The organism is Pseudomonas sp. RC10 (assembly GCF_038397775.1).
Taxonomy (GTDB): Bacteria; Pseudomonadota; Gammaproteobacteria; order Pseudomonadales; family Pseudomonadaceae; genus Aquipseudomonas; species Aquipseudomonas bambusae.
Genome location: NZ_CP151650.1, coordinates 197,310 through 219,453 on the forward strand (window position 1 = coordinate 197,310; position 22,144 = coordinate 219,453).

Genomic DNA, 22,144 nt, shown 5'->3' on the forward strand with positions numbered 1-22,144 from the left:
GCCTGCCGTTCGCTCATCCCTCTTGAGGCTCTGCACCCATGAATACTGAAAAGGTTTGCGCGATCATCCTCAACTGGAACGGCGCCGAGCAGACGCTCAATTGCATCCGCTCGATTGAGGCCTGTGGTTCGATTCCGGTGATCGTCATCGATAACGACTCCCATGCTTCCGATTACAAAAAGTTGCTGAGTGACATGGTGCAGCGGGATGTCACCGACACGCTCATCACCACGCAAGATGAGATCGCTCACGAATCCCGCCGGTATGACCGCTGCTTGATCCGGAACAACGGCAACCACGGTTACGCCGGAGGCAATAATGTCGGCATCGCTTACGCGGCCCGCGCCGGGTACGACTATTTCTGGATTCTGAACAACGACATCACCGTCGAACCCGGTGCGCTGGAACGGCTGCTCGACACGATGCACAGCGATCCTTATTGCGGATTCAGCGCGTCCGTTCTGGTCTACGCCGACAACCCGGACATGGTTCAGTGCGTGGGCGGCGGCACGGTGTACCCATGGTTGGGCAAGACCAAACTGATCGGCAAGAAAGCCGAACGCTCCCAACTGCCGCAGCTCAATTTGCCCACACCCGATTATTTGATGGGGGCGTCGATGCTGGTGTCCCGCCGGGTGGTTGAAGAAGTGGGCCTCATGGACGAGCGCTACTTCATGTACTCCGAAGAAGTGGACTGGCAACGGCGTGCAGCGGCCCGAGGTATTTCTTGCCAAGTCGCGCTGGGCAGTTTCGCCCGGCATGGCGACAGCGGCAGCACCAAAGGTAAAAGCCACCTGTACCATTTTTACCGGAACCGTGCCGCCATCATGTACAACCGCAAATTCCACTCCACTGCATGTTGCGTCGTTTCCTCGCTGGCGCTGGCGTCGATCACCGTGCTGCAAAACAGCCGTAGTCTGAAAAACATTCGCTATGGCCTGAAAGGCATCAGCGAGGGGTTCGCGTTTTCCTGGCGCTGAAGGGCTAACCCGCTGCCTTGCCTGGCTTCTCCCATGAAGGTATTTCGTCGTGACCAGAGCGCTTTTTTCATACCGGACGTTGCTGTTCATCCTGCTGTTTCTGAATTCGGCATGCCTGTTCCTGACCGACAACAAAAAAGCCGGACTGCCCTACGTGCGCGAGCTGTTCATCGTTGCAGTCGTGGTGTCCGCGCTCGGCTTGCTGTTGGTCTGGAAGCGGGCGCATCAGTCGAGAGCGGCGCTGTGGATCGTGTGCTTCGGCCTGCTGTTGCCATTGCTGTCAGCGTTCTTGGCCAACGCAAAATTCGGACAGCCCCTTCTCTACGGCATGCTCGAAGAACGTCGCAGCTTTCTTTACCTGCTGTTCTTCCCGGCCCTGTTTCTGATGATCCGGGCGAAACCGACTCAGGACGAACTGGAACGGTTTTTCCTGATCTCCGGCCTGGCCTGCGTGCTCGTTGGCTACCTGTATTACTTCGGCGTGCTGCCGGAAAACAACGACGTCACGTTCAACGTCGATGACAAGGATTATGGCCTCAACCCGCTACGTCCCAATCGCTTCAGCATTGGCGCGGCGTACGTCAGCGTTTGTGCCTACATGCTGATGTACCGCATCCGACGCGCCTACTCGCTGGGATCGGTCTTGCTGCTGTTGCTGTTCGCGTCCTATCTCTGGCTGGTGCTGCAAACACGCAACACCATGTTGATGTGGGTATTGGGCGGCGTCTGGATCTTTCGCACACGTTGGGGCGTGTTGCTGAAAACCGGCGCAGCGGTGATCGGGATTGTGTTGGTCGCGTACTTCATCGCGCCTGATTTTTTCGAGGACCAATACCAGCAATTCAACGCGCTCATTGGCGAAGCCACCACCGAAGGCGGCGTGCGCGTGACCACCTCAGACATCGTTCTCCGAGAAGTGCCCGCGAATTATTACGTCGGCATGGGCGCCTTGTCGTTGCAGTGGCAGAGCGGTTTTGCGCGGCTGTACAACGCCTACTTTTACCTGTCGGACGTGGGGCTGTTGGGGGTGTTGTACCGCTTCGGCTTTCTCACCCCGCTGATCGCCGGGTTCTACTACTTCGGTTACTGGCGAATCATGCGCAAGTGCCGACGCAAGGGGGATCTGCTCAGTGGCTTGCAGCTGGATTTCGCCCTGAACGCGTTCAATTTTTTCCTGTCGACTTCGATCATGTACGGCGGCGATCTGACGGGGCTGGCCCTCGCGGCATTCGTGTACTTTGCGCGCGCCTCGGCGGTGCGCGAGTCAAGCGTGGGTCGGCCGTTGCCGGAATCGGTATTTCAGTCACCCATCCAACCACACCGCTGAGTCAGCGGCGGGCAGCGCCTGGGCCGTATTGTGTGCATGTGGGCGTGTCCAGGTATTTGGCCATCACCTGCCATTGCGGCCGGTCCTGGCCATCGATCGGTTCCAGGTTCATCGGCTCGGGGCCCCAGCTCTCGCCCGACGTCCAGTACGCCAGCGGCACGCAATACGGCTGCAAGTATTTGAGCAGTCGGTCCGCGGCTACCGCCCAGCGAGGATCGTTATCCGGAAAACCCATTTCACCAATCTGCCCACGACGACCGTTTTTCTGTAGCCATTGAATAAAGGGCTTGGCGCGGTTCACGCCAATATCAGGATCAATAGGACGGTTTTTCGGGTCCGTGTAGGTCCCGCCGCCGTTGCTGTCCAGATAGAGATGGGCTGAAAACACCAGGTTGTTGGCCGGGTCTTTCAGCTTCAGTAAGGCGTCGTTGTTCTGCGGCCAGCGGGCAGCGCTTGCCCAGTCACGACCCTCGACAATGATCAGCCGCTTGCGGTCCACCTTGCGAATGCCGTCGATCCCGGCCTGCGCGGCCTGCGGCCAGATGGCGTCGGAGTCATCGTGGGGTTCGTTCATCAAGTCGTACGCATACAGCGCTGGCGCGTCGTGCCAGCGTTCGGCAATGCGCTGCATCAACTGACGGTAATGGTCGACGGTCACGTCGCGGCTGCCGATCACCTGCTGTCGATACCGAGCATAGTTATGCACATCGATGATCACGCCGATGCCTTGCTGGTTCGCCTGCATGAGCATCTTGTCTATCAACCCGGCATACGTGGGGTCCAGCCCATCGCCCAACACCGGCTGTAATCGCTCCCACTTCACTGGAAAGCGCACGGTGCGTATGCCCTTGGCTTTCCAGCGGGTGAAATAGCCTTCGCTGGGGAAGAAGTAGTCCGTTCCGTTTTCGCCCGGAAACTTGCCTTCCGACGACTCGGCCCCCGAGACGTTGATCAGCACCATGGGCAAGGTGGCCGCCTGGGCGGGGATGTATAGCCCCTGAAAGACCGTCAGCGTCAGGCCGGCCAACACCGATCTGCGCAACCACCTCATAGCGCGACTCATCCTCACCGTTTTTTCACCGCGGAAATCTCCCGGACGGAATTCGTGTTGTTCAGGCAACGCGCGGCTTTGCCGTGCCTGTTTGTTTCGTCGCTCCCGATGTTTGCCGCTGGTACCCGAGAGGGTCGCACACGCCGGATTCGCGCTGCTGTTCAGTGTGGTCCGGCACTGCACGCGATTATTCATTAGCAGGAGCCCGCCCTATGAAAGTGTTTGGAATCGAGTTCTATCGTGGACGACAACGGGAGCTCATCGACGAGCTGATCAACCTCACGGACGCCCCTTTTAAATACTTGGTGACTGCCAACGTCAATCACATCGTATTGCTCGAACATGACGAGCAGCTTCGCGAAGCCTATCGGTATGCGGGCCATCGGTTGTGCGATAGCCGAGTGCTCTACCCCGTGCTACAGCGCCTGAATGCGGGGATCGCCGAGCCCATTCCCGGTAGCACACTGACCAGAGCCATGATGAACATCGCCCAGCTCAGGCAATGGGACGTCACCGTCCTGGGGTGCGAGCGAGACGTCATCACCACGCTCAAGCGCAGTTATCCCTCCGTGACCTTTCATCACTACAACCCGCCTATGGGCTTCATTGACGACCCGCAAGAGGTCGAACGCTGCGTTGATTTCATCCAGCGACAGCATTCGCGTATGACCGTGTTTTCCGTCGGCTCGCCACGCCAAGAGGTTCTCGCCTGCGAGGTGTACAAGCGTGGCGGTGCCACCGGAGTCGGCTTGTGCACGGGGGCGTCGCTGATGTTTCTCTCAGGCAAAGTCAGGCGAGCGCCGATGTGGGTCCAGAGGCTTTCACTGGAGTGGCTGCATCGGCTGTGCACTGAGCCCAAACGGCTGGGTCGACGTTACGCGGTGGATGCCTACCGCATTCTGCCGATCATCGCTCGGCAGTTCCGTAATCGTTCGGGGACTTGATCCCGTCCAGGTGACTCAACCCCTTCTGTAGGAGCGAATTTATTCGCGATTGGCCGGTAGGGACGACACATCTCTATTGCCCGAACGATTTTCGCGAATAAATTCGCTCCTATAGTGGCCAATGCTCTTCGTCAGGAACCCCGGTCGATTTACATCGTCCGGGGTTTTTTGCGTTTTACGCCGTGCCTTTTCCCATCGCCGCCCAATACGCTTTCAGGCCGCTGAACGAATGGGTGATGTGCGCAGCCAACGCATGCCGTCGCGCCATCGCCGGTTTCTCGATGAAGTGCCAGGAGAACACCGCCGCCGCCAGCACAATCGGGAACGCCACCAGCATCATGGTCACCGGCCCGATGCCCTTGAACTGATGAGCAAGGATTTCTTGCACCGGAAACGCATAAATGTAGACGCCGTACGAGTAATCGCCCAACCGGTTGTAGCGGTCGATCAGCGGGTGGGTCGCGAAGCCGAGATAGAAGATCAGGTAGGTCCAGGCCAGCACGAAACACTCGCTGAAATATGGCGTCTTGTATGACCCGACCGCCAGCGCAGCCAGCGGCACAAACCAAATGAAGCGGTGTGGGATGTGCTGCCGATAGCGATACAGCGACATGCCCAGTACGAAGGGCAAACCCCACGTGAAGAAGTATTGCAGGCGGTGCATGTCCGCCAGCAGCGTGGTGTTGGCCGACACCACTTTGAACGTGACATAAGCAATCGCGTACACCAGCAGAAACACGGCGAAGCGTCGGTTTTGCCCGTAGCAGGCGAACACCCCTAGCCCGCCGACCAGCACGTACAGCATCACTTCGTAGAACAGCGTCCACAGCGAGCCATTGATGCCAGGCCATGGGTTATCTTCGAACAGCCCCGGCAATTGAAACTGCATGCTGAACAGCGTCAGGTTGTGGCTCAGGTAACCGTATATTGCGTTCGAGCGGAAATATTCTTCCGCGCCGAGTGTCGTAAAGAGCGGGCCGATCAGAAACACGCTAATCAACAGCACCAGCGTCAGCCCAGGGTAGATGCGCAGGAAGCGCGCAGAGACAAAATCAATCGTGCCGGGGGCGCGGTCACGGCTCAGCGAAATGAAAAAACCTGACACGCAGAAGAAGGTGATCACGGCCAGCTCGCCCAGCGAGAGGCCCAGCCAAGCGGACAAAGGCTCAACGGCCGTGCTGCCCTGCGACAGTGGGTAACTGTGCGAAATCAGCACGGCAGTGGCGGCGAGCATCCTGATCAGGTTGAAATTGTTGTTTCGTCTGGACGCCAGATCACCCAATGTATTCATACCGCCTCCGCCCGTTAAACGAGCAACCACGCGAGATCCTTCTGTTTCGTGTCCGACGCCAAGATAGGCGATGGACTTAATGTGGGAGCCGGTTTGCTGGCGAATGCGGTGAGTCAGCGCGTGAATCGGTAACTGGCCGGACGCATTCGCCAGCAATCCGGCTCCCACACTGATGTTTTGTCGGACTGGCCTTGAGCGTATCCCACGGTGGAACCATACGCCGACCGTGTACAGCGTCTAATTGCCATCACTAATCGGCCTGTGAATAACCCGGTTGCCAAAATATTGACAAAAGCTGCGGCGCGATAGATTTCTCTGCATCCTGCGCCGGTTTCCAGCCGTTTCCACGGCGTTAATTCTGGAAGTGAACATGCCTGCCGACTCTGCCAATGCGACACCGCTGCACACCACCGAAGGGCTGCGAATGCAAGGTGAGACTGCCGAGCAGTGGCGCGAATGGGGGCCGTACCTGAGCGACCGGCAATGGGGCACAGTGCGCGAGGACTACAGCGCAGACGGTGATGCGTGGGCTTTTTTCCCCCACGATCACGCTCGCAGCCGGGTGTATCGCTGGGGCGAAGATGGCTTGGCGGGTTTTTCCGACAAGGCCCAGCACTGGTGTCTCGGGCTGGCGCTGTGGAACGAGCGTGACCCCATTCTGAAGGAACGCTTGTTCGGCCTGAACAACGCGGAAGGCAACCATGGCGAAGATGTGAAGGAGCTGTATTTCCATGTCGATGGCGTGCCGAGCCACGCCTACATGCGCATGCTGTATAAGTACCCTCACGCTGTTTTCCCTTATAGCGATCTGGTGGAAGAAAACGGGCGTCGAGGGCTGGACGACCCTGAATACGAAGTGCTCGACACCGGCGTGTTCAACGACAACCACTACTTCGACGTCAGCGTCGAATACGCCAAACACACGCCCGATGACATCTTCATGCGGGTCACGGTGGTCAACCGTTCGGATCGGCAGGCGCGTTTACATGTCCTGCCGCAACTCTGGGCGCGGGACATCTGGAGTTGGGGCGACGAGGTCGAGCGCCCTGCCCTGTCGCGTGTGGATCACGTGGTGACCGCTCGGCATCCCAAGGCGTCCGCGAGAGAAGCCACGGCCTGGGGGCATGAAACGGCCGAATGGGTCTTTTGCGAAAACCGCACCAATGCGCCGAAGCTGTTCGGTCGTCCTGAAGCCGGCCCGTTCAAAGACGGCATTAATGACTGGCTGATTGGCGTAAACCCGGACGCGATTCATCGAGACTCGGGTACCAAGGCCGCCGCTCATTTCGTCCTGACGCTGGAAGGCGGCGCCTCCCAAGCGGTGTACCTCCGGTTTGCGCCCGCCGGTTCAGCCCACGTGAATGCCCGCGCGCTCTTCGATGAACGCCGCAGGGAAGCCGACGAATTCTATGGCGCCCTGCAGCACAAGCTGGAAGACGCCGACGCCCGCAATGTTCAGCGTCAGGCGCTGGCCGGGTTGCTCTGGTCGAAGCAGCTGTATTACTTCGACGTTAAGGCCTGGCTCGCGGGTGACCCCGGACTACCCCCTTTACCTGAAGGACGCTCGCACATTCGCAATAACCAATGGCGCCACCTGTGCAATTTCGACATCGTCTCGATGCCCGACAAGTGGGAATACCCGTGGTACGCCTCGTGGGACCTGGCGTTCCAGGCCGTGGCCTTCGCTTTGATCGACGTCGATTTCGCCAAGGATCAACTGCTGCTGTTGGTCAAAGACCGCTTCATGCACCCCAACGGCCAGTTACCCGCTTACGAATGGCGTTTCGACGATGCCAACCCGCCCGTTCATGCCTGGGCGTCGTGGCGCGTGTACCAGATGGAAAAGGCGCAGAAGGGCCAAGGCGACGGGGTGTTTCTTGAAAAAATTTTCCACAAGCTGCTGCTGAATTTTTCCTGGTGGGTCAATCGCAAGGACGCCGAGGGCCACAACATCTTTCAGGGCGGATTTCTCGGCTTGGACAACATCGGTCTGTTCGACCGCTCAGCGGCCCTCGCCCCCGGTTATCAGCTTGATCAGGCGGATGGCACGGCGTGGGTTGCGGGCTACGCGCTGGACCTGATGCGCATCGCATTGGAGCTCGCGCAGCACAACGAGGTGTACGTCGACATTGCGGTGAAGTTCTTCGAACACTTCCTTTATATCGCTGGCGCGATCAACGAAGTCGACAAGGACGAAGTCGAAGGCCTGTGGAACGATCAAGACAGCTTTTTCTACGACGTGTTGCACCGGCCGGATGGTGTGCGTGAGTCCGTGAAACTGCGTTCCTTCGTGGGCCTGATCCCGCTATTCGCCGTCCGCGTGTTGGAGCAGCGCGAACATGAAGGCCTGAAAGGCCTGCGTGAACGGTTGCTGGGTTTTCTGCATCACCGCCCTGATCTGGCGGCGCTGGTCTCGCGCTGGACCGAACCGGGCAAAGGCAATCGGTTGCTGCTGGCGCTGTTGCGCGGCCAACGCACCAAAGACCTGATCAAACGCATGCTCGATGAAAGCGAATTCCTTTCGCCTCACGGCATCCGCTCTCTGTCTCGGTACTATGGCCAAACCCCATTCAGCATGAAGATCAACGGCAACACGCTGTCGGCGGATTACGAACCGGCGGAGTCCAACTCCCGTCTGTTTGGCGGCAACTCCAACTGGCGGGGGCCGGTGTGGATGCCCTTGAACTACATGCTGATCGAATCGTTGCGTGAGTTTCATCGCTATTACGACGAGAACTTTTCGGTCGAATACCCCAGCGGCTCGGGCTATCTGGCCTCGCTCGACGAAGTGGCTGACGGACTCAGCCATCGCATAAACAGACTTTTCCTACGCGACGAAGAAGGCAACCGGCCTTCCATGGCCGGTTATCCACAGCTTGAAATAGACCCGCAGAGTCGGGATCTCGTGCTGTTTCACGAGTACTTCCACGGCGAAAATGGCCGTGGCCTTGGGGCATCGCACCAGACGGGCTGGAGCGCGCTGGTGGCCCTTTTGCTTCAACCGAAGGCATAAACTCGCCGGCTGACTCGGCAAGACGCGCTGTATCAGGACAGGGACGGGGTTAAAGGAGCGGTAACCGGATGTCGTTTCGCAAGTACCAGAAAGTGCTGGCCATCCCTCGGGTGCTGCCAGCGACGCTGTTCATGTTTGTCGCCGGCTTGCCGCTGACGATCATGACCCTCACGCTCAGCCTGCATGTGCTGAATGAAATGGGGCGCAGTTATTTCGATGCCGGTGTCGTCGCGACCGCCACGGCGTTGGGGTTTGCCGTGGGCTCGCCGCTGTTGGGGCGCAAGATCGATTCCCACGGTCTGCGCCCGGTGGTGGCCGTTAGCGGCACGATATCCACCGTCGCGTGGCTGGGCCTGCCGCTGGCGAGTTATCCCATCTACGTTTGCTTAGCTTTTATTGCAGGCGTATTTACGGTGCCGACGGGTTCGCTGGCTCGTCAGTTCGTGGCCAGCCTGGTGCCTGAAGACCAGCGTCGCCCGGCGTATTCGCTGAACATGATGTTGATGGAGCTGGGGTTCGTCATTGCGCCTGCCACCGGCATTCTCCTGATCACGTCTTACTCGGCCACAGCGACCATCATTGGTATCGGCGTGTGGCGGGCGCTTTCGTACATCGTGCTGTACAAGCTGAACTGGCCCACGCGTTCTCTCGACGAAGCCGCTCAGAAGATACAGCGTGTCCGACCCAAGTTGAGGACGTGGATGAGCGGCCCACTGCTGTCTGCAATAGTTTGTCAGCGCGGCGGCTTTGTTTGTGCTCTACGGGACTGAGCTGGCGCTGATTGCCGTGCTGCGCAGCAATGGCGAGATCGCGTTTACGGGATATGTGATCGCGGCCATGTCCGTAGCATCGATCACGGGCGGATTTGTCCATGGCATTGTTCGGCGGTCGTGGTCGCAGGCCCGACTGGCGTTGGCGATGAGTTTGCTGCTGCTGCCAGTGGCGCTGTTCGATCAGGTCTGGTGGTGGCTGATGCTGGCGCTGTTGCCCACCAACCTGTTGTGCACGCCTACGCTGGCAGCGGGATCGGAAGCTGTCGCCAAACTGGCGCCTTCGGATGTGCGAGGCGAAGTGATGGGGCTGCACGACTCGGCGTATCGAATAGGCCAGACGCTGTCTGCCCCGCTCGTTGGCTTTGCCATCGACAGCCTTTCCCCTGCGATGGGGTTCGTTGCGGCAGCTAGCGGAGGGCTGGTTTTGATTGGGATGGCGGCGCTTTGCAATCTGTGGATATCCGCGCCGAAAGCGCTTCCGTAAAAACGACATCGGTCTTGACCGTGAAGGCTCAAGACCGATGTTTTCAAGCGTAAAAAATGTCTGTCAGAAAAAACTTATGCACGTTTTTGGTTCGACCATCGCCTCTGGAAATAAGCAACAAAATCAGGAGGTTATGAACGATTCTCAAAAATTTCACACATTTGGTGCACAGGTTATCCACAATTCACGCCGGTGATTTTTCCGGTGTGGGCGCTGGCATGACAGGCGAGCCTAGCGCCTTCTGCGTGGCCTCGTTCCAGGCGGACACCCGATCATTCAGCGCGGCAATCGCCCGCGGGCCAGTGCCTTCTGCATACATCGGCTCACCAATCACTACTTCGATAGTGCCGGGCTTCTTGGCCCACCCTTCTTTTGGCCAATACCTGCCCGCGTTATGGGCGATGGGCAGGACCGGCAATTCCGCATTTACTGCCATGGCCGAGCCGCTGCGTGAGAACTTGCCGATCTGACCGTAGGGCACCCGCGTTCCTTCCGGGAAGATCAACACCCACACGCCGTCCTTGAGCAGTTCGTCACCCTTCTTGGCCACCACCTTGAGCGCGGCCTTAGGGTTGTTACGGTCAATGGCGATAGGGCGAAGCATCGCCATCGCCCAACCGAAGAATGGCACATACAGCAGTTCACGTTTGAGGACCTGACTCAGCGGCTGGAAATGCGCCGACAGGAAGAAGGTCTCCCACGTGCTCTGGTGATTGGACACGATCACGCACGGCGTCTTTGGCACGTTTTCCTGGCCGGTGACGTTGACCTTGATGTTTAGGAACACCTTCGTCAGCCAGACCGCACAGCGACACCAATACACGTTGATGAAGCGATAACGAACGCGGAAAGGCAGAAAAGGCGCAACGAAGAAACTCAGCGAACACCACAGCAGGGCAGTGGTGCCCAGCAGCAGGTAAAAGATGAAGATCCTGATGGCCTGCACTATCGACATAGCTGCTTTTACCGTTACGGGCAGTGCCCGGATGGAGCGTACCGTTGGACGACCGGTCAGTCGTTCGTTGATGCGCTGTTGTGAATAAGTTTTGCGGCAACCGCCGCCAGATCGTCAAAAATCAACGTTCCTGCGGGCAACGGGTTGCTCCGCGTCTTGTGTCCTTTGCCGGTCATGACCAGAACAGGTTGAGAGTCGACGGCCACCGCCGCCTCCAGGTCACCCTTGCTGTCACCGACGAACCAGATTCCGCGAAGGTCCACGGCGTAATGGCTGGCAATGTTGCGCAGCATGCCCGGCTTGGGCTTGCGGCAATCGCACCCCGCGTCCGGGCCATGCGGACAATAAACGATCAGGCCGACTTCACCGCCCTGCTCCGCCACCAATGCGCGTAAACGTGCGTGCATGGCGTCCAGCGTGGCGAGGTCGTAATAACCGCGAGCAATACCGGACTGGTTGGTGGCCACGGCCACGGTCCAGCCCGCCTTGCTCAACTGCGCGATGGCCTCGATCGAGCCGGGAATCGGAATCCACTCCTCCACCGACTTGATGTAAGCGTCGGAGTCTTCGTTGATCACCCCGTCCCGATCGAGAATCAGCAGTTTCAAATCATGCGCTCCGGCGTTAGCCCAACAGGGAGATGTCAGCGACGCCGAGGAACAGATTGCGCAGACGCGCCAGCAACGCATAACGGTTGGCGCGCACGCTGGCGTCTTCGGCGTTGACCATCACGGCCTCGAAGAAGGCGTCCACCGGCTCGCGCAGTGCTGCCAGACGGGCCAGCGCTTCGTTGTACTGACGGTTGGCCGACATCGGCGCGACGGCCTGGTCTGCCTGCTGAATCGCCGAGTACAGCGAGAACTCGTTGGCGTTGTCGAAATATTTTGGCTCGACGGTCTGGGCGATGCTGCCCTCGGCCTTGCTCAAGAGATTCGAAACGCGCTTGTTCACGGCGGCCAGTGCAGCGGCTTCCGGCAATTTGCGGAACGCTTGAACGGCTTGCACGCGCTGGTCGAAGTCCAGCGCCGAACCCGGTTGCAGGGCACGGACCGACAGGTAGACCGAGACATCGACGCCTTCGTCTTCGTAACGCGCACGCAGGCGGTCGAAGATGAACTCAAGCACTTGCTCGGCCAGGCCGGCCGGTTTGACCTTCGTGCCGAACTGAGTGACGGCGAATTGCACGGTCTTGATCAGGTCCAGGTCCAGCTTCTTCTCGATCAGAATCCGCAGGATGCCCAGCGCGGCGCGACGCAGTGCGTATGGGTCTTTGCTACCGGTTGGCAGCATGCCGATGCCGAAGATGCCGACCAGGGTGTCGAGCTTGTCAGCGATGGCCACCGCTGCACCGGTCAGGGTGCTTGGCAACTCCGCGCCCGCGCCACGCGGCATGTACTGCTCGTTCAGCGCCAGTGCGACGTCTTCCGGCTCGCCATCGGCCAGCGCGTAGTAGTAACCCGCCACGCCCTGCATTTCAGGGAATTCGCCGACCATCTCGGTCGCCAGGTCGCACTTCGACAGCAGACCGGCACGGCCTGCGCGCTGAGCATCGCCACCGATGCGTGGCGCGATGAACGCGGCCAGCTTCGACACGCGCTCGGCTTTGTCGAACACAGTGCCCAGCTGGGCCTGGAACACGACGTTCTGCAGGCGCTGGTTGAAGGTTTCCAGCTTCTGCTTCTTGTCCTGTTTAAAGAAGAACTCGGCGTCGGTCAGGCGGGGGCGAACGACTTTCTCGTTACCCAAGACGATCTGCGACGGGTCTTTGCTCTCGACGTTGGCGACCGTGATGAAGCGCGGCAGCAGCTTGCCTTCAGCGTCCAGCAGGCAGAAATACTTCTGGTTGTCCTGCATCGTGGTGATCAGGGCTTCTTGCGGCACTTCGAGGAAACGCTCCTCGAACGAGCACACCAGCGGCACCGGCCACTCGACCAGCGCGGTCACTTCGTCCAGCAACGCAGGCGGCACGATGGCGGTGCCTTCGTGTTGGGTCGCCAGTTCGTCGACACGCTTGCTGATCAGCGCACGACGCTCGTTGAAATCAGCCAGCACGTGAGCAGCACGCAGGTCGCTGGCGTAGTTCGCTGGCGAGGTGATGCGCACGCTTTCCGGATGATGGAAACGATGGCCACGGGATTCACGGCCAGCGGTCTGGGCGAGGATCGTGCAGTCGATGACCTGGTCACCGAACAGCATTACCAACCATTGGGTCGGACGCACGAACTCTTCCTTGCGCGCACCCCAGCGCATGCGCTTCGGGATCGGCAGGTCGTTGAGCGAGTCTTCGATGATGGTTGGCAGCAGGCTCGCGGTCGGTTTCCCGGCAATGCTCTGGCTGTAACGCAACTTCGGGCCGCTCTGATCGATTTCGCTCAGGTCGACGCCACATTTCTTGGCGAAGCCCAGGGCTGCCTGGGTCGGGTTACCGTCGGCGTCGAACGCGGCCTGACGTGGCGGGCCGTCCAGATTGACGCTGCGGTCCGGCTGTTGGGTTGCCAGCTCGGTGATCAGCACGGCCAGACGGCGCGGCGCGGCATACACCTGCTTGGCGCTGTAGGTCAGACCAGCGGCTTGCAGGCCTTTTTCGATACCGGCCAAGAACGCGTCGGCCAGGGTGTTCAGTGCTTTGGGTGGCAGTTCTTCGGTGCCCAATTCAACCAGGAAATCTTGAGCACTCATTGTGCAGCCTCCAGCTTCGCCAACACTTCGTCGCGGATATCAGGTGCGGCCATCGGGAAGCCAAGCTTGGCCCGGGCCATCAGGTACGCCTGGGCGACGGAGCGGGCCAGGGTGCGTACGCGCAGGATGTATTGCTGACGCGCAGTCACGGAAATCGCGCGACGGGCATCCAGCAGGTTGAAGGTGTGCGAGGCCTTGAGGACCATTTCGTAGCTCGGCAGTGGCAGCTCGGCTTCGATCAGACGCATCGCTTCGCTTTCGTAGAAGTCGAACAGTTCGAACAGTTTGTCGACGTTGGCGTGTTCGAAGTTGTAGGTCGATTGCTCCACTTCGTTCTGGTGGAACACGTCGCCGTAGGTCACTTTGCCGAACGGGCCGTCGGTCCAGACCAGGTCGTAGACCGAATCGACACCTTGCAGGTACATCGCCAGACGCTCAAGCCCGTAGGTGATTTCGCCGGTGACCGGGTAGCACTCGATGCCGCCCACTTGCTGGAAGTAGGTGAACTGCGAGACTTCCATGCCATTGAGCCAGATTTCCCAGCCCAGGCCCCAGGCGCCCAGGGTTGGAGATTCCCAGTTGTCTTCGACGAAACGCACGTCGTGGACCAGCGGGTCCAGGCCGACATGTTTCAGGGAGCCGAGGTACAGCTCCTGGAAGTTGTCCGGGTTGGGTTTCAGAACCACTTGGAACTGGTAGTAGTGCTGCAGGCGGTTAGGGTTCTCGCCGTAACGGCCATCGGTAGGACGACGGCTCGGTTGTACGTAGGCGGCGTTCCAGGTTTCCGGGCCGACGGCGCGCAGAAACGTGGCGGTGTGGAAAGTGCCGGCGCCCACTTCCATATCGTAGGGCTGAAGTACCACACAACCTTGCTCAGCCCAGTATTGCTGGAGGGCGAGGATCAAGTCTTGGAAGGTACGCACGGCTGGCGTAGGCTGGCTCACGAAATTCACCTGTACTGGGGGGCTGCGATTTAAAGAGCGGGAGTATACCCGATTCGGCAGCGCCTCCACCCTTGGGAGCCCTATGCCACGCTGCTTTTGGTGCAACGAAGAGCCAATTTATATGGACTACCACGACCAAGAGTGGGGTGTGCCGTTGCGCGACGCGCAGAAGCTGTTCGAGTTTCTATTGCTCGAAGGGTTCCAGGCCGGCCTGTCGTGGATCACCATTTTGAAGAAACGCGCCCGCTACCGTGAAGTGATGTTCGACTTCGACGTGCGCCGGATCGCGGCCATGACTGACGCTGAAATCGAAGAATTGATGCTGGAGCCGGGCATTGTTCGCAACCGCCTCAAGCTCAACGCCGCCCGCAAGAATGCACAGGCCTGGTTGCGCCTCGAAGACCCGGCGGCGTTTGTCTGGTCGTTCGTCGGTGGTCAACCCAAGATCAATCACTTCAAGGGCCGCAGTGAAGTTCCGGCGATCACGCCTGAGGCCGAGGCCATGAGCAAGGCGTTTAAGAAAGCCGGGTTCACGTTCGTGGGGCCGACCATCTGTTATGCCTATATGCAGGCGACCGGAATGGTCATGGACCACACGACCGATTGTGATCGGTATGCCGAGTTGGCGAACGCGTGAGAGATGAACATCTGTGGGAGCGAATTCATTCGCGATTGGCCGGTACAGTCGATCCATTTCTGTCGTTTGTACCGACGCCTCGCGAATGAATTCGCTCCCTCAGGGGATATTCATTCAGCTCAGCGGGCGACAGTGCATCGTTGTGCGAACGCTTGTGCTGAATGGTTACAATGCCCGCCTCATCGATTCAGGAGTGATCTGTGGATAAGTTCAAAGGCGCCATGATGGTCGGGGCGTTGCGATTGTTTGCATTGTTGCCTTGGCGCGCCGTGCAATGGGTGGGCACCGGCATTGGTTGGTTGATGTGGAAGCTGCCCAATCGCTCTCGCGAAGTCGCGCGGATCAACCTTTCCAAGTGTTTTCCCGAGCTGAGTCCAAGCGAGCTTGAGGCGTTGGTCGGTCGCAGCCTGATGGACATCGGCAAGACCCTGACCGAAAGCGCCTGCGCCTGGATCTGGCCTGCGCAAAAATCGATCAATCTGGTGCGTGAAGTCGAAGGGCTACAGGTGCTGAAGGACGCGCTGGCCTCCGGCAAAGGCGTGGTCGGCATCACCAGCCACCTCGGCAACTGGGAAGTGCTTAACCACTTCTATTGCAGCCAGTGCAAACCGATCATTTTCTATCGCCCGCCAAAGCTCAAGGCGGTGGATGAACTGCTGCGCAAACAGCGCGTGCAACTGGGTAACCGCGTCGCGGCATCGACCAAGGAAGGCATTCTCAGCGTCATCAAAGAGGTGCGCAAAGGTGGCTCGGTGGGCATTCCGGCTGACCCGGAGCCAGCAGAGTCGGCGGGTGTCTTCGTGCCGTTCTGTGGGACGGTGGCGCTGACCAGCAAATTCGTGCCGAACATGTTGGCCGGTGGCAAAGCCGTCGGTGTGTTCCTGCACGCGATGCGCCTTGAGGATGGCTCAGGCTACAAGGTGGTCCTGGAGGCCGCGCCGGACGACATGTACAGCACCGACACCGAAACCTCGGCGGCGGCGATGAGCAAGGTTGTGGAGAAATATGTGCGGGCGTATCCGAGCCAGTACATGTGGACGATGAAGCGCTTCAAGAAACGACCCGAGGGCGAGAAGCGCTGGTATTGAGCCAGGGCAACCCCCTGTAGGAGTGAGCTTGCTCGCGATCACGCAATGACTGTCATACATGCTCTGACTGACACACTGCTATCGCGAGCAAGCTCACTCCTACAGGGATCACATTTCAATATGGGATGGCGTTACGCCTTGCGATCCAGCTTTTTGAGAAACACCGTCATTTCCTTCTCGGCCTGCTTGTCACCATGGCCGACCGCGGCTTGAATCCCCTGCTCCCACGCCTGACGAGCCTTCGCCTTATCCCCTGAAGCGAGCCAGGCCTTGCCGAGCAGCTTCCACGCCGCCGAGTATTTCGGGTCGAATTCGACACAGCGCTGCAAATGCTCCGCTGCCTTGGCATGATCCCCGGCATCGAGATAGCCCTTGCCCAGACCGAAGCGCAGCAAGGCGTTGTCCATGCCCTTGGCGAGCATCTTTTCCAATGATTCGAGCACGCGGACCCCTCCTTTAGAAAAAGCTCAATCCGACCTGAAACAGCCGTTCCACGTCGCGGATATGCTTTTTATCCACAAGGAACATGATCACGTGGTCGCCGGATTCGATGACCGTGCTGTCGTGAGCGATCAGCACTTTGTCCGCACGCGTGATCGCGCCAATGGTGGTACCGGGCGGCAGGTTGATGTGCATGATGGCCTTGCCGATCACCTTGCTCGACTTGGCATCGCCGTGGGCCACGATCTCGATGGCTTCCGCCGCGCCCCGCCGCAATGAATGCACGCTCACGATATCGCCGCGCCGCACGTGGGCCAGCAACGTGCCGATGGTCGCCAACTGCGGGCTGACGGCAATGTCGATCTCGCCGCCCTGCACCAGGTCCACATACGCCGTGTTGTTGATGATGGTCATGACCTTTTTCGCCCCCAGCCGCTTGGCCAGCAGCGAGGACATGATGTTGGCCTCATCGTCGTTGGTCAGCGCGAGGAACAGGTCAGCGTTGTCGATGTTCTCTTCCATCAGCAGGTCGCGGTCCGAAGAGCTGCCTTGCAGGATCACCGTGTTATCGAGGGTGTCCGACAGGTAGCGGCAACGCGCCGGGTTCATCTCGATGATCTTCACCTGGTAACGGTTTTCGATGGCCTCGGCCAGTCGCTCGCCAATCTGCCCGCCCCCGGCGATGACAATGCGCTTGTAACTGACGTCCAGCTTGCGCATTTCGCCCATCACCGCACGAATGTCCGCCTTGGCGGCGATGAAGAAGACTTCATCGTCAGCCTCGATCACCGTATCGCCTTGAGGAATGATCGGACGATCACGACGGAAGATGGCTGCGACGCGTGTATCGACTTCCGGCATGTGGGCGCGTAACTGGCGCAGTTGCTGACCCACTAATGGACCGCCGTAATAGGCTTTCACGGCCACCAGCTGCACCTTGCCGTCCGCGAAGTCGATGACTTGCAGCGCGCTCGGGTATTCGATCAGGCGCTTGATGTAGTTGGTGACGACCTGTTCGGGACTGATCAACACGTCCACCGGAATGGCATCGTTGTCGAACAGACCCGAGCGGGTCAGGTACGCCGACTCGCGCACACGGGCGATCTTGGTCGGGGTATGAAAGAGGGTGTAGGCGACCTGGCAGGCGACCATATTGGTTTCGTCGCTGCTGGTCACGGCGACCAGCATGTCGGCGTCGTCTGCCCCGGCCTGGCGCAGTACGGTAGGGAACGAGCCGCGGCCCTGAATCGTGCGAATGTCCAGACGGTCGCCCAGCGCTCGCAGGCGATCCGGGTCGGTGTCCACGACGGTGATGTCATTGGCCTCGCTGGCCAGATGCTCCGCCAGCGTGCCGCCCACCTGGCCCGCACCGAGAATGATGATCTTCAATCAGCCTCTCCTTAGGAATTCTGCACAATCCTGTGGGAGTGAGCTTGCTCGCGATAACGGTAGGCCTGTCACAGATTTGTCGCCTGACACACCGCTATCGCGAGCAAGCTCACTCCTACAGGTCTTATATCAACCCGCAGAAATCTTGATCAACTTCGCGTAATAAAACCCGTCATGCCCGCCCTCCTGCGCCAACAACTGCCGACCGTGCGGCTGTTTCAGCCCCGGCGGCGGGTTGCCTTGCTGACCGGCGATGTCCAGCTCTCGCGCACCGGGTGTGCGGGCGAGGAAAGCGTCGATCACTTCAGTGTTTTCAGTGGGCAGCGTCGAACAAGTCGCGTACAGCAAGATCCCGCCCACTTGCAGCGTCGGCCACAGCGCGTCGAGCAGTTCACCTTGCAGGGTCGCCAAGGCGGGAATGTCATCGGCCTGACGGGTCAGCTTGATGTCCGGGTGACGACGGATCACACCGGTCGCCGAACACGGCGCATCGAGCAGGATGCGCTGGAACGGCTTGCCGTCCCACCATTGATCGGTGGCGCGGGCGTCGGCGGCGATCAGTTCGGCGCTCAGCCCGAGACGGTCGAGGTTCTCTTTCACACGCACCATGCGCTTGGCTTCAAGGTCCACCGCGACGACGCCGGACAAGCCCGGTTGCACTTCCAGCAGATGGCAGGTCTTGCCCCCCGGCGCGCAGCACGCGTCGAGCACGCGCTGACCCGGCGCCAGCTCCAGCAGGTCGGCGGCCAGTTGCGCGGCCTCGTCCTGAACGCTGATCCAACCCTCGGCGAAGCCCGGCAGCGAGCGGACGTCGCCGGGTTCGGTCAGCACGATGCCGTCCTGGCTGAACGCGCTGGCATTCGCGGCAATGCCTGCGTCTTGCAGCAGCTGCAGGTATTGCTCGCGGGTTTTGTGGCGGCGATTGACCCGCAGAATCATCGGCGGGTGCGCGTTGTTCGCGGCGCAGATGGCTTCCCAATGCTCGGGCCATGCAGCCTTCAAGGCTTTTTGCAGCCAGCGCGGGTGAGCAGTGCGGACTACCGGGTCATGTTCCAGCTCCAGCAACAGCGCTTCGCCTTCACGCTGAGCGCGGCGCAGCACGGCATTGAGCAAGGCTTTTGCCCACGGCTTCTTCAGTTTGTCAGCGCAGCCGACCGTCTCGCCAATGGCAGCGTGAGCGGGAATACGCGAATAAAACAGCTGATAGAGGCCCAGGAGCAGCAGCGCCTGAACGTCGTTGTCGGCGGCCTTGAAGGGCTTTTGCAGCAGCTTGGCGGCGAGCGCCGAAAGACGAGGCTCCCAACGCGCCGTGCCAAACGCCAGGTCTTGCGTCAGGCCGCGATCACGATCATCCACCTTGTCGAGTTGCGTGGGCAACGAGCTGTTCAGCGAAGCCTTGCCACTGAGCACGGCAGCCAAAGCCTTGGCGGCGGCCAGACGCGGGTTCATGACGCGTCAGCCGAGAGACCCAAAACGGTCCCGGTCGCGAATTTCTCACGGCGGCTGTTGAACAGGTCGGCGAACCCCAGCGGTTTACCGCCCGGCAGTTGCAGGCGGGTGAGGCGAAGGGCCTGTTGCCCACAGGCGACGATCAGGCCGTCTTTGCTGGCGCTCAGGACCGTACCCGGCTCGCCCTGCCCTTCAGCGACCTGCGCGCCCAGCACTTTCAAGGCTTCGCCGTTGAGCGTGCTGTGGCAGATCGGCCACGGGTTGAAGGCCCGCACCAGTCGCTCCAGCTCATCAGCCGGACGCGACCAGTCGATGCGCGCTTCATCTTTATTCAGTTTGTGAGCGTAAGTTGCGAGGCTGTCATCCTGCACTTCGCCCACCAGCGTGCCTTCCGCCAGACCGGCAATGGCCTGCACCACGGCAGGCGGGCCAAGTTCCGCCAAGCGATCATGCAACGTGCCGCCGGTGTCTTCGCCCGTGATTGGCGTGACGACCTTGAGCAGCATCGGGCCGGTGTCCAGCCCTGCCTCCATACGCATCACGGTCACGCCACTTTCGGCGTCGCCCGCTTCCACGGCGCGCTGAATTGGCGCCGCACCGCGCCAGCGAGGCAGCAGCGAAGCGTGGCTGTTGATGCAACCGAGCCGTGGAATGTCGAGGACCACTTGCGGCAGGATCAGGCCGTAGGCGACGACAACCAGCAGATCCGGCTTGAGCGCGGCCAGTTCGGCCTGGGCTTCGGGGGCACGGAGGGTCGGCGGTTGAAAAACGGGAATGGCGTGTTGCAGAGCAAGTTGCTTGACCGGGCTTGGCATCAGCTTTTGGCCGCGACCCGCCGGGCGATCAGGCTGGGTGTAAACCGCGATCACGTCGTAAGGGCTGTCGAGCAGGGCTTTGAGGTGTTCGGCGGCGAATTCCGGGGTGCCGGCGAAGACGATGCGCAATGGCTCAGTCATGGGCTTCTCGTTGTGTAAAAAAGAAAAGGCCTCAGCAAGAGGCCTTTTGGGTGAGGGATCAAGCGTTCTGCTTGTGCTGTTTTTCCAGCTTTTTCTTGATCCGGTCACGCTTGAGTGTGGACAGGTAATCGACGAACAGCTTGCCGTTCAGGTGATCGCATTCGTGCTGGATGCACACGGCGAGCAGGCCTTCGGCAATCAGTTCGTAGGCCTGGCCGTCGCGGTCCAGCGCCTTGACCTTGACCCGCTGCGGGCGGTCGACGTTCTCGTAGAAACCGGGAACGGACAGGCAGCCTTCCTGATACTGGTCCATTTCTTCGGTCAGCGGCTCCAGCTCCGGGTTGATGAAAACCCGTGGTTCGCTGCGGTCTTCCGAGAGATCCATTACAACGACGCGCTTGTGTACGTTAACCTGCGTCGCCGCCAGACCGATGCCAGGCGCTTCGTACATGGTTTCAAACATGTCGTCGACCAACTGGCGAATGCCGTCGTCCACAGCAGCCACCGGCTTGGCGATGGTACGCAGGCGCGAATCGGGAAATTCGAGAATGTTTAAAATGGCCATATACGTAAGAGATGCACTTGTAGGGTAAAGTCAAAATCGGCTGCTAGGCTTGGGGGCGTTACAAGACAAGCGGGCAGCCCTTGTAAAACAGAAGTCTCGCAAGACTCCACGTTTCACGCGAAGCCAACATGATAAAGGGATTCACCGCATGAGGAAATCACTACTCGCCCTGCTGCTGTTGGCCGCGACAGGCCTTGTCCAGGCGCAAGTACAACTCAAGGAAGGCCATCCAGAGCGCTACACCGTTGTCGCCGGTGACACGCTTTGGGACATTTCAGGAAAGTTTCTCAGTCAGCCATGGAAATGGCCGCAGCTCTGGAGAGCCAATCCGCAGGTTCACGACCCGGATCTGATCTACCCCGGCGACACCCTGACGCTGATCTACGTGGACGGTCAACCGAGGATCGTCGCCAATCGTGGCGAGTCTCGCGGCACCATCAAATTGTCACCGCGTGTGCGTAGCACGCCGATTGCCGACGCGATTCCCACCATCCCGTTGGGCGCGATCAACGCGTTTCTGCTGAACAACCGCATCATCGACACCCCTGAAGAATTCGAAACCGCCCCGTACATCGTGGCCGGCAACGGCGAGCGCGTGCTCAGTGGCGCCGGGGACCGCATCTACGCCCGTGGCCAATTCAGCCCGGACCACGTGTCGTACGGGGTCTTCCGTAAGGGTAAGACCTACTTTGATCCAGAGACCAACGTTCCGCTGGGCATCAATGCCGACGACGTGGGCAGTGGTGAAATCGTGGCGGCTGAAGGCGACATCGCAACCGTGCAGATGCAGCGCTCTACGCAGGAAGTCCGTCTGGGTGACCGCCTGTTCGTCAGCGAAGAGCGTGCGATCAACTCGACCTTCGTCCCAAGCGAGCCGCAGCGGGAAATTCGCGGCACGATCATCGACGTGCCACGGGGTGTGACGCAGATCGGCGAGTTCGACGTGGTCACTCTGGACCGGGGCAAGATGGACGGTCTGGCCGATGGCAACGTGTTGGCGATCTACAAAGCGGGTGAAACCGTCCGTGACCGCATCACGGGCGAACAGGTAAAGATTCCCGACGAGCGCTCCGGTTTGCTGATGGTGTTCCGCACCTATAACCACCTCGCTTACGGCATGGTATTGCACGCAACCCGATCGTTGGCGGTCAACGACCGGGTGCGCAATCCGTAATCCT

20 protein-coding genes are annotated in these 22,144 nt (G+C 59.8%); 9 read left to right on the forward strand and 11 right to left on the reverse strand.

Translation table 11 applies throughout. The annotated features are described in order from the left end of the window. Positions 1-38: 38 nt before the first annotated feature. The gene (locus AAEO81_RS00885) at positions 39-980 is read left to right on the forward strand and encodes a glycosyltransferase family 2 protein (protein ID WP_341961089.1); all 942 of its coding nucleotides are present in this window, start codon (positions 39-41) and stop codon (positions 978-980) included. A gap of 49 nt (positions 981-1,029) precedes the next feature. Beyond that, the gene (locus tag AAEO81_RS00890; protein WP_341961091.1) at positions 1,030-2,307 is read left to right on the forward strand and encodes a hypothetical protein; all 1,278 of its coding nucleotides are present in this window, start codon (positions 1,030-1,032) and stop codon (positions 2,305-2,307) included. Between the two features lies 1 nt (position 2,308). Here AAEO81_RS00890 and AAEO81_RS00895 read toward each other — a convergent pair whose 3' ends face one another. Then, positions 2,309-3,358: a glycoside hydrolase family 5 protein gene (locus AAEO81_RS00895; RefSeq protein WP_341961092.1), complete on the reverse strand. Its 1,050-nt coding sequence runs from the start codon at positions 3,356-3,358 to the stop codon at positions 2,309-2,311. A 212-nt stretch (positions 3,359-3,570) separates the two neighbouring features. On the opposite strand from AAEO81_RS00895, the gene AAEO81_RS00900 reads away from it, so the two are divergent. Beyond that, positions 3,571-4,302: a WecB/TagA/CpsF family glycosyltransferase gene (locus tag AAEO81_RS00900; protein ID WP_166593923.1), complete on the forward strand. Its 732-nt coding sequence runs from the start codon at positions 3,571-3,573 to the stop codon at positions 4,300-4,302. A 175-nt stretch (positions 4,303-4,477) separates the two neighbouring features. Here AAEO81_RS00900 and AAEO81_RS00905 read toward each other — a convergent pair whose 3' ends face one another. Next, entirely contained in the window at positions 4,478-5,593 is a 1,116-nt protein-coding gene (locus AAEO81_RS00905; RefSeq protein ID WP_341961094.1) for an acyltransferase, read from the reverse strand. A gap of 424 nt (positions 5,594-6,017) precedes the next feature. Here AAEO81_RS00905 and AAEO81_RS00910 point away from each other — a divergent pair, with 424 nt between their 5' ends. The 3 genes from AAEO81_RS00910 to AAEO81_RS00920 all read left to right on the forward strand — a co-directional run bounded on the left by AAEO81_RS00910 (position 6,018) and on the right by AAEO81_RS00920 (position 9,863). After that, a complete protein-coding gene (locus tag AAEO81_RS00910; protein WP_341964663.1) occupies positions 6,018-8,606 on the forward strand; it encodes a glucosidase in 2,589 nt (862 codons plus the stop codon). Between the two features lie 68 nt (positions 8,607-8,674). Further along, a complete protein-coding gene (locus AAEO81_RS00915; RefSeq protein WP_341961096.1) occupies positions 8,675-9,376 on the forward strand; it encodes an MFS transporter in 702 nt (233 codons plus the stop codon). Beyond that, complete coding sequence (locus tag AAEO81_RS00920) at positions 9,360-9,863, forward strand: hypothetical protein (protein WP_341961097.1); 504 nt, start codon at positions 9,360-9,362, stop codon at positions 9,861-9,863. Before AAEO81_RS00915 ends, AAEO81_RS00920 begins: the two co-directional genes overlap by 17 nt. 184 nt (positions 9,864-10,047) lie before the next feature. Here the strand turns inward: AAEO81_RS00920 and AAEO81_RS00925 are convergent, their stop codons facing one another. Genes AAEO81_RS00925 through glyQ form a run of 4 tightly spaced genes read right to left on the reverse strand, consistent with a single transcriptional unit; the run spans position 10,048 to position 14,441 of the window. After that, the gene (locus AAEO81_RS00925) at positions 10,048-10,818 is read right to left on the reverse strand and encodes a lysophospholipid acyltransferase family protein (protein ID WP_166593919.1); all 771 of its coding nucleotides are present in this window, start codon (positions 10,816-10,818) and stop codon (positions 10,048-10,050) included. Between the two features lie 56 nt (positions 10,819-10,874). Further along, on the reverse strand, positions 10,875-11,426 hold the full coding sequence (gene gmhB, locus AAEO81_RS00930; protein ID WP_341961100.1) for a D-glycero-beta-D-manno-heptose 1,7-bisphosphate 7-phosphatase: 552 nt from the start codon (positions 11,424-11,426) through the stop codon (positions 10,875-10,877). A 16-nt stretch (positions 11,427-11,442) separates the two neighbouring features. Next, positions 11,443-13,497 carry a glycine--tRNA ligase subunit beta gene (gene glyS / locus AAEO81_RS00935; RefSeq protein ID WP_341961101.1) on the reverse strand — a complete coding sequence of 685 codons (2,055 nt, stop codon included), beginning with the start codon at positions 13,495-13,497 and terminating at the stop codon, positions 11,443-11,445. Next, positions 13,494-14,441: a glycine--tRNA ligase subunit alpha gene (gene glyQ / locus AAEO81_RS00940; RefSeq protein ID WP_166593916.1), complete on the reverse strand. Its 948-nt coding sequence runs from the start codon at positions 14,439-14,441 to the stop codon at positions 13,494-13,496. The genes glyS and glyQ overlap by 4 nt, the downstream gene beginning before the upstream one ends. Before the next feature lie 82 nt (positions 14,442-14,523). Between glyQ and AAEO81_RS00945 the strand changes: the two genes are divergently transcribed. Together AAEO81_RS00945 and AAEO81_RS00950 are read left to right on the forward strand one after the other, a co-directional pair. Further along, a complete protein-coding gene (locus tag AAEO81_RS00945; protein WP_341961104.1) occupies positions 14,524-15,078 on the forward strand; it encodes a DNA-3-methyladenine glycosylase I in 555 nt (184 codons plus the stop codon). Positions 15,079-15,278: 200 nt separating this feature from the next. Further along, a complete protein-coding gene (locus AAEO81_RS00950) occupies positions 15,279-16,166 on the forward strand; it encodes a lysophospholipid acyltransferase (protein ID WP_341961105.1) in 888 nt (295 codons plus the stop codon). Between the two features lie 131 nt (positions 16,167-16,297). On the opposite strand, the gene AAEO81_RS00955 is transcribed toward AAEO81_RS00950, so the two are convergent. The 5 genes from AAEO81_RS00955 to def form a co-directional block, all read right to left on the reverse strand. Beyond that, positions 16,298-16,588: a tetratricopeptide repeat protein gene (locus AAEO81_RS00955; RefSeq protein ID WP_341964664.1), complete on the reverse strand. Its 291-nt coding sequence runs from the start codon at positions 16,586-16,588 to the stop codon at positions 16,298-16,300. 34 nt (positions 16,589-16,622) lie between these two features. Continuing rightward, positions 16,623-17,996: a Trk system potassium transporter TrkA gene (gene trkA / locus AAEO81_RS00960; RefSeq protein WP_166593912.1), complete on the reverse strand. Its 1,374-nt coding sequence runs from the start codon at positions 17,994-17,996 to the stop codon at positions 16,623-16,625. A gap of 129 nt (positions 17,997-18,125) precedes the next feature. Then, positions 18,126-19,445, reverse strand: a complete 1,320-nt coding sequence (gene rsmB / locus AAEO81_RS00965; protein ID WP_341961106.1) for a 16S rRNA (cytosine(967)-C(5))-methyltransferase RsmB — start codon at positions 19,443-19,445, stop codon at positions 18,126-18,128. Further along, positions 19,442-20,401 carry a methionyl-tRNA formyltransferase gene (gene fmt / locus AAEO81_RS00970; protein WP_341961108.1) on the reverse strand — a complete coding sequence of 320 codons (960 nt, stop codon included), beginning with the start codon at positions 20,399-20,401 and terminating at the stop codon, positions 19,442-19,444. The genes rsmB and fmt overlap by 4 nt, the downstream gene beginning before the upstream one ends. A 58-nt stretch (positions 20,402-20,459) precedes the next feature. Then, a complete protein-coding gene (gene def / locus AAEO81_RS00975; RefSeq protein WP_341961110.1) occupies positions 20,460-20,966 on the reverse strand; it encodes a peptide deformylase in 507 nt (168 codons plus the stop codon). 148 nt (positions 20,967-21,114) lie between these two features. Here def and AAEO81_RS00980 point away from each other — a divergent pair, with 148 nt between their 5' ends. Next, positions 21,115-22,140, forward strand: a complete 1,026-nt coding sequence (locus tag AAEO81_RS00980) for a LysM peptidoglycan-binding domain-containing protein (protein WP_341961112.1) — start codon at positions 21,115-21,117, stop codon at positions 22,138-22,140. Positions 22,141-22,144 lie beyond the last annotated feature (4 nt).

Coding starts and splice junctions, on each gene's coding strand:
- AAEO81_RS00910 (WP_341964663.1), top strand. CDS start 6,018: ATGCAAGGTGAGACTGCCGAGCAGTGGCGCGAATGGGGGCCGTACCTG.
- AAEO81_RS00885 (WP_341961089.1), top strand. CDS start 39: ATGAATACTGAAAAGGTTTGCGCGATCATCCTCAACTGGAACGGCGCC.
- AAEO81_RS00905 (WP_341961094.1), bottom strand. CDS start 5,593: ATGAATACATTGGGTGATCTGGCGTCCAGACGAAACAACAATTTCAAC.
- AAEO81_RS00980 (WP_341961112.1), top strand. CDS start 21,115: ATGAGGAAATCACTACTCGCCCTGCTGCTGTTGGCCGCGACAGGCCTT.
- AAEO81_RS00900 (WP_166593923.1), top strand. CDS start 3,571: ATGAAAGTGTTTGGAATCGAGTTCTATCGTGGACGACAACGGGAGCTC.
- AAEO81_RS00925 (WP_166593919.1), bottom strand. CDS start 10,818: ATGTCGATAGTGCAGGCCATCAGGATCTTCATCTTTTACCTGCTGCTG.
- fmt (WP_341961108.1), bottom strand. CDS start 20,401: ATGACTGAGCCATTGCGCATCGTCTTCGCCGGCACCCCGGAATTCGCC.
- def (WP_341961110.1), bottom strand. CDS start 20,966: ATGGCCATTTTAAACATTCTCGAATTTCCCGATTCGCGCCTGCGTACC.
- AAEO81_RS00955 (WP_341964664.1), bottom strand. CDS start 16,588: ATGCTCGCCAAGGGCATGGACAACGCCTTGCTGCGCTTCGGTCTGGGC.
- glyS (WP_341961101.1), bottom strand. CDS start 13,497: ATGAGTGCTCAAGATTTCCTGGTTGAATTGGGCACCGAAGAACTGCCA.
- AAEO81_RS00945 (WP_341961104.1), top strand. CDS start 14,524: ATGCCACGCTGCTTTTGGTGCAACGAAGAGCCAATTTATATGGACTAC.
- AAEO81_RS00915 (WP_341961096.1), top strand. CDS start 8,675: ATGTCGTTTCGCAAGTACCAGAAAGTGCTGGCCATCCCTCGGGTGCTG.
- rsmB (WP_341961106.1), bottom strand. CDS start 19,445: ATGAACCCGCGTCTGGCCGCCGCCAAGGCTTTGGCTGCCGTGCTCAGT.
- AAEO81_RS00895 (WP_341961092.1), bottom strand. CDS start 3,358: ATGAGGTGGTTGCGCAGATCGGTGTTGGCCGGCCTGACGCTGACGGTC.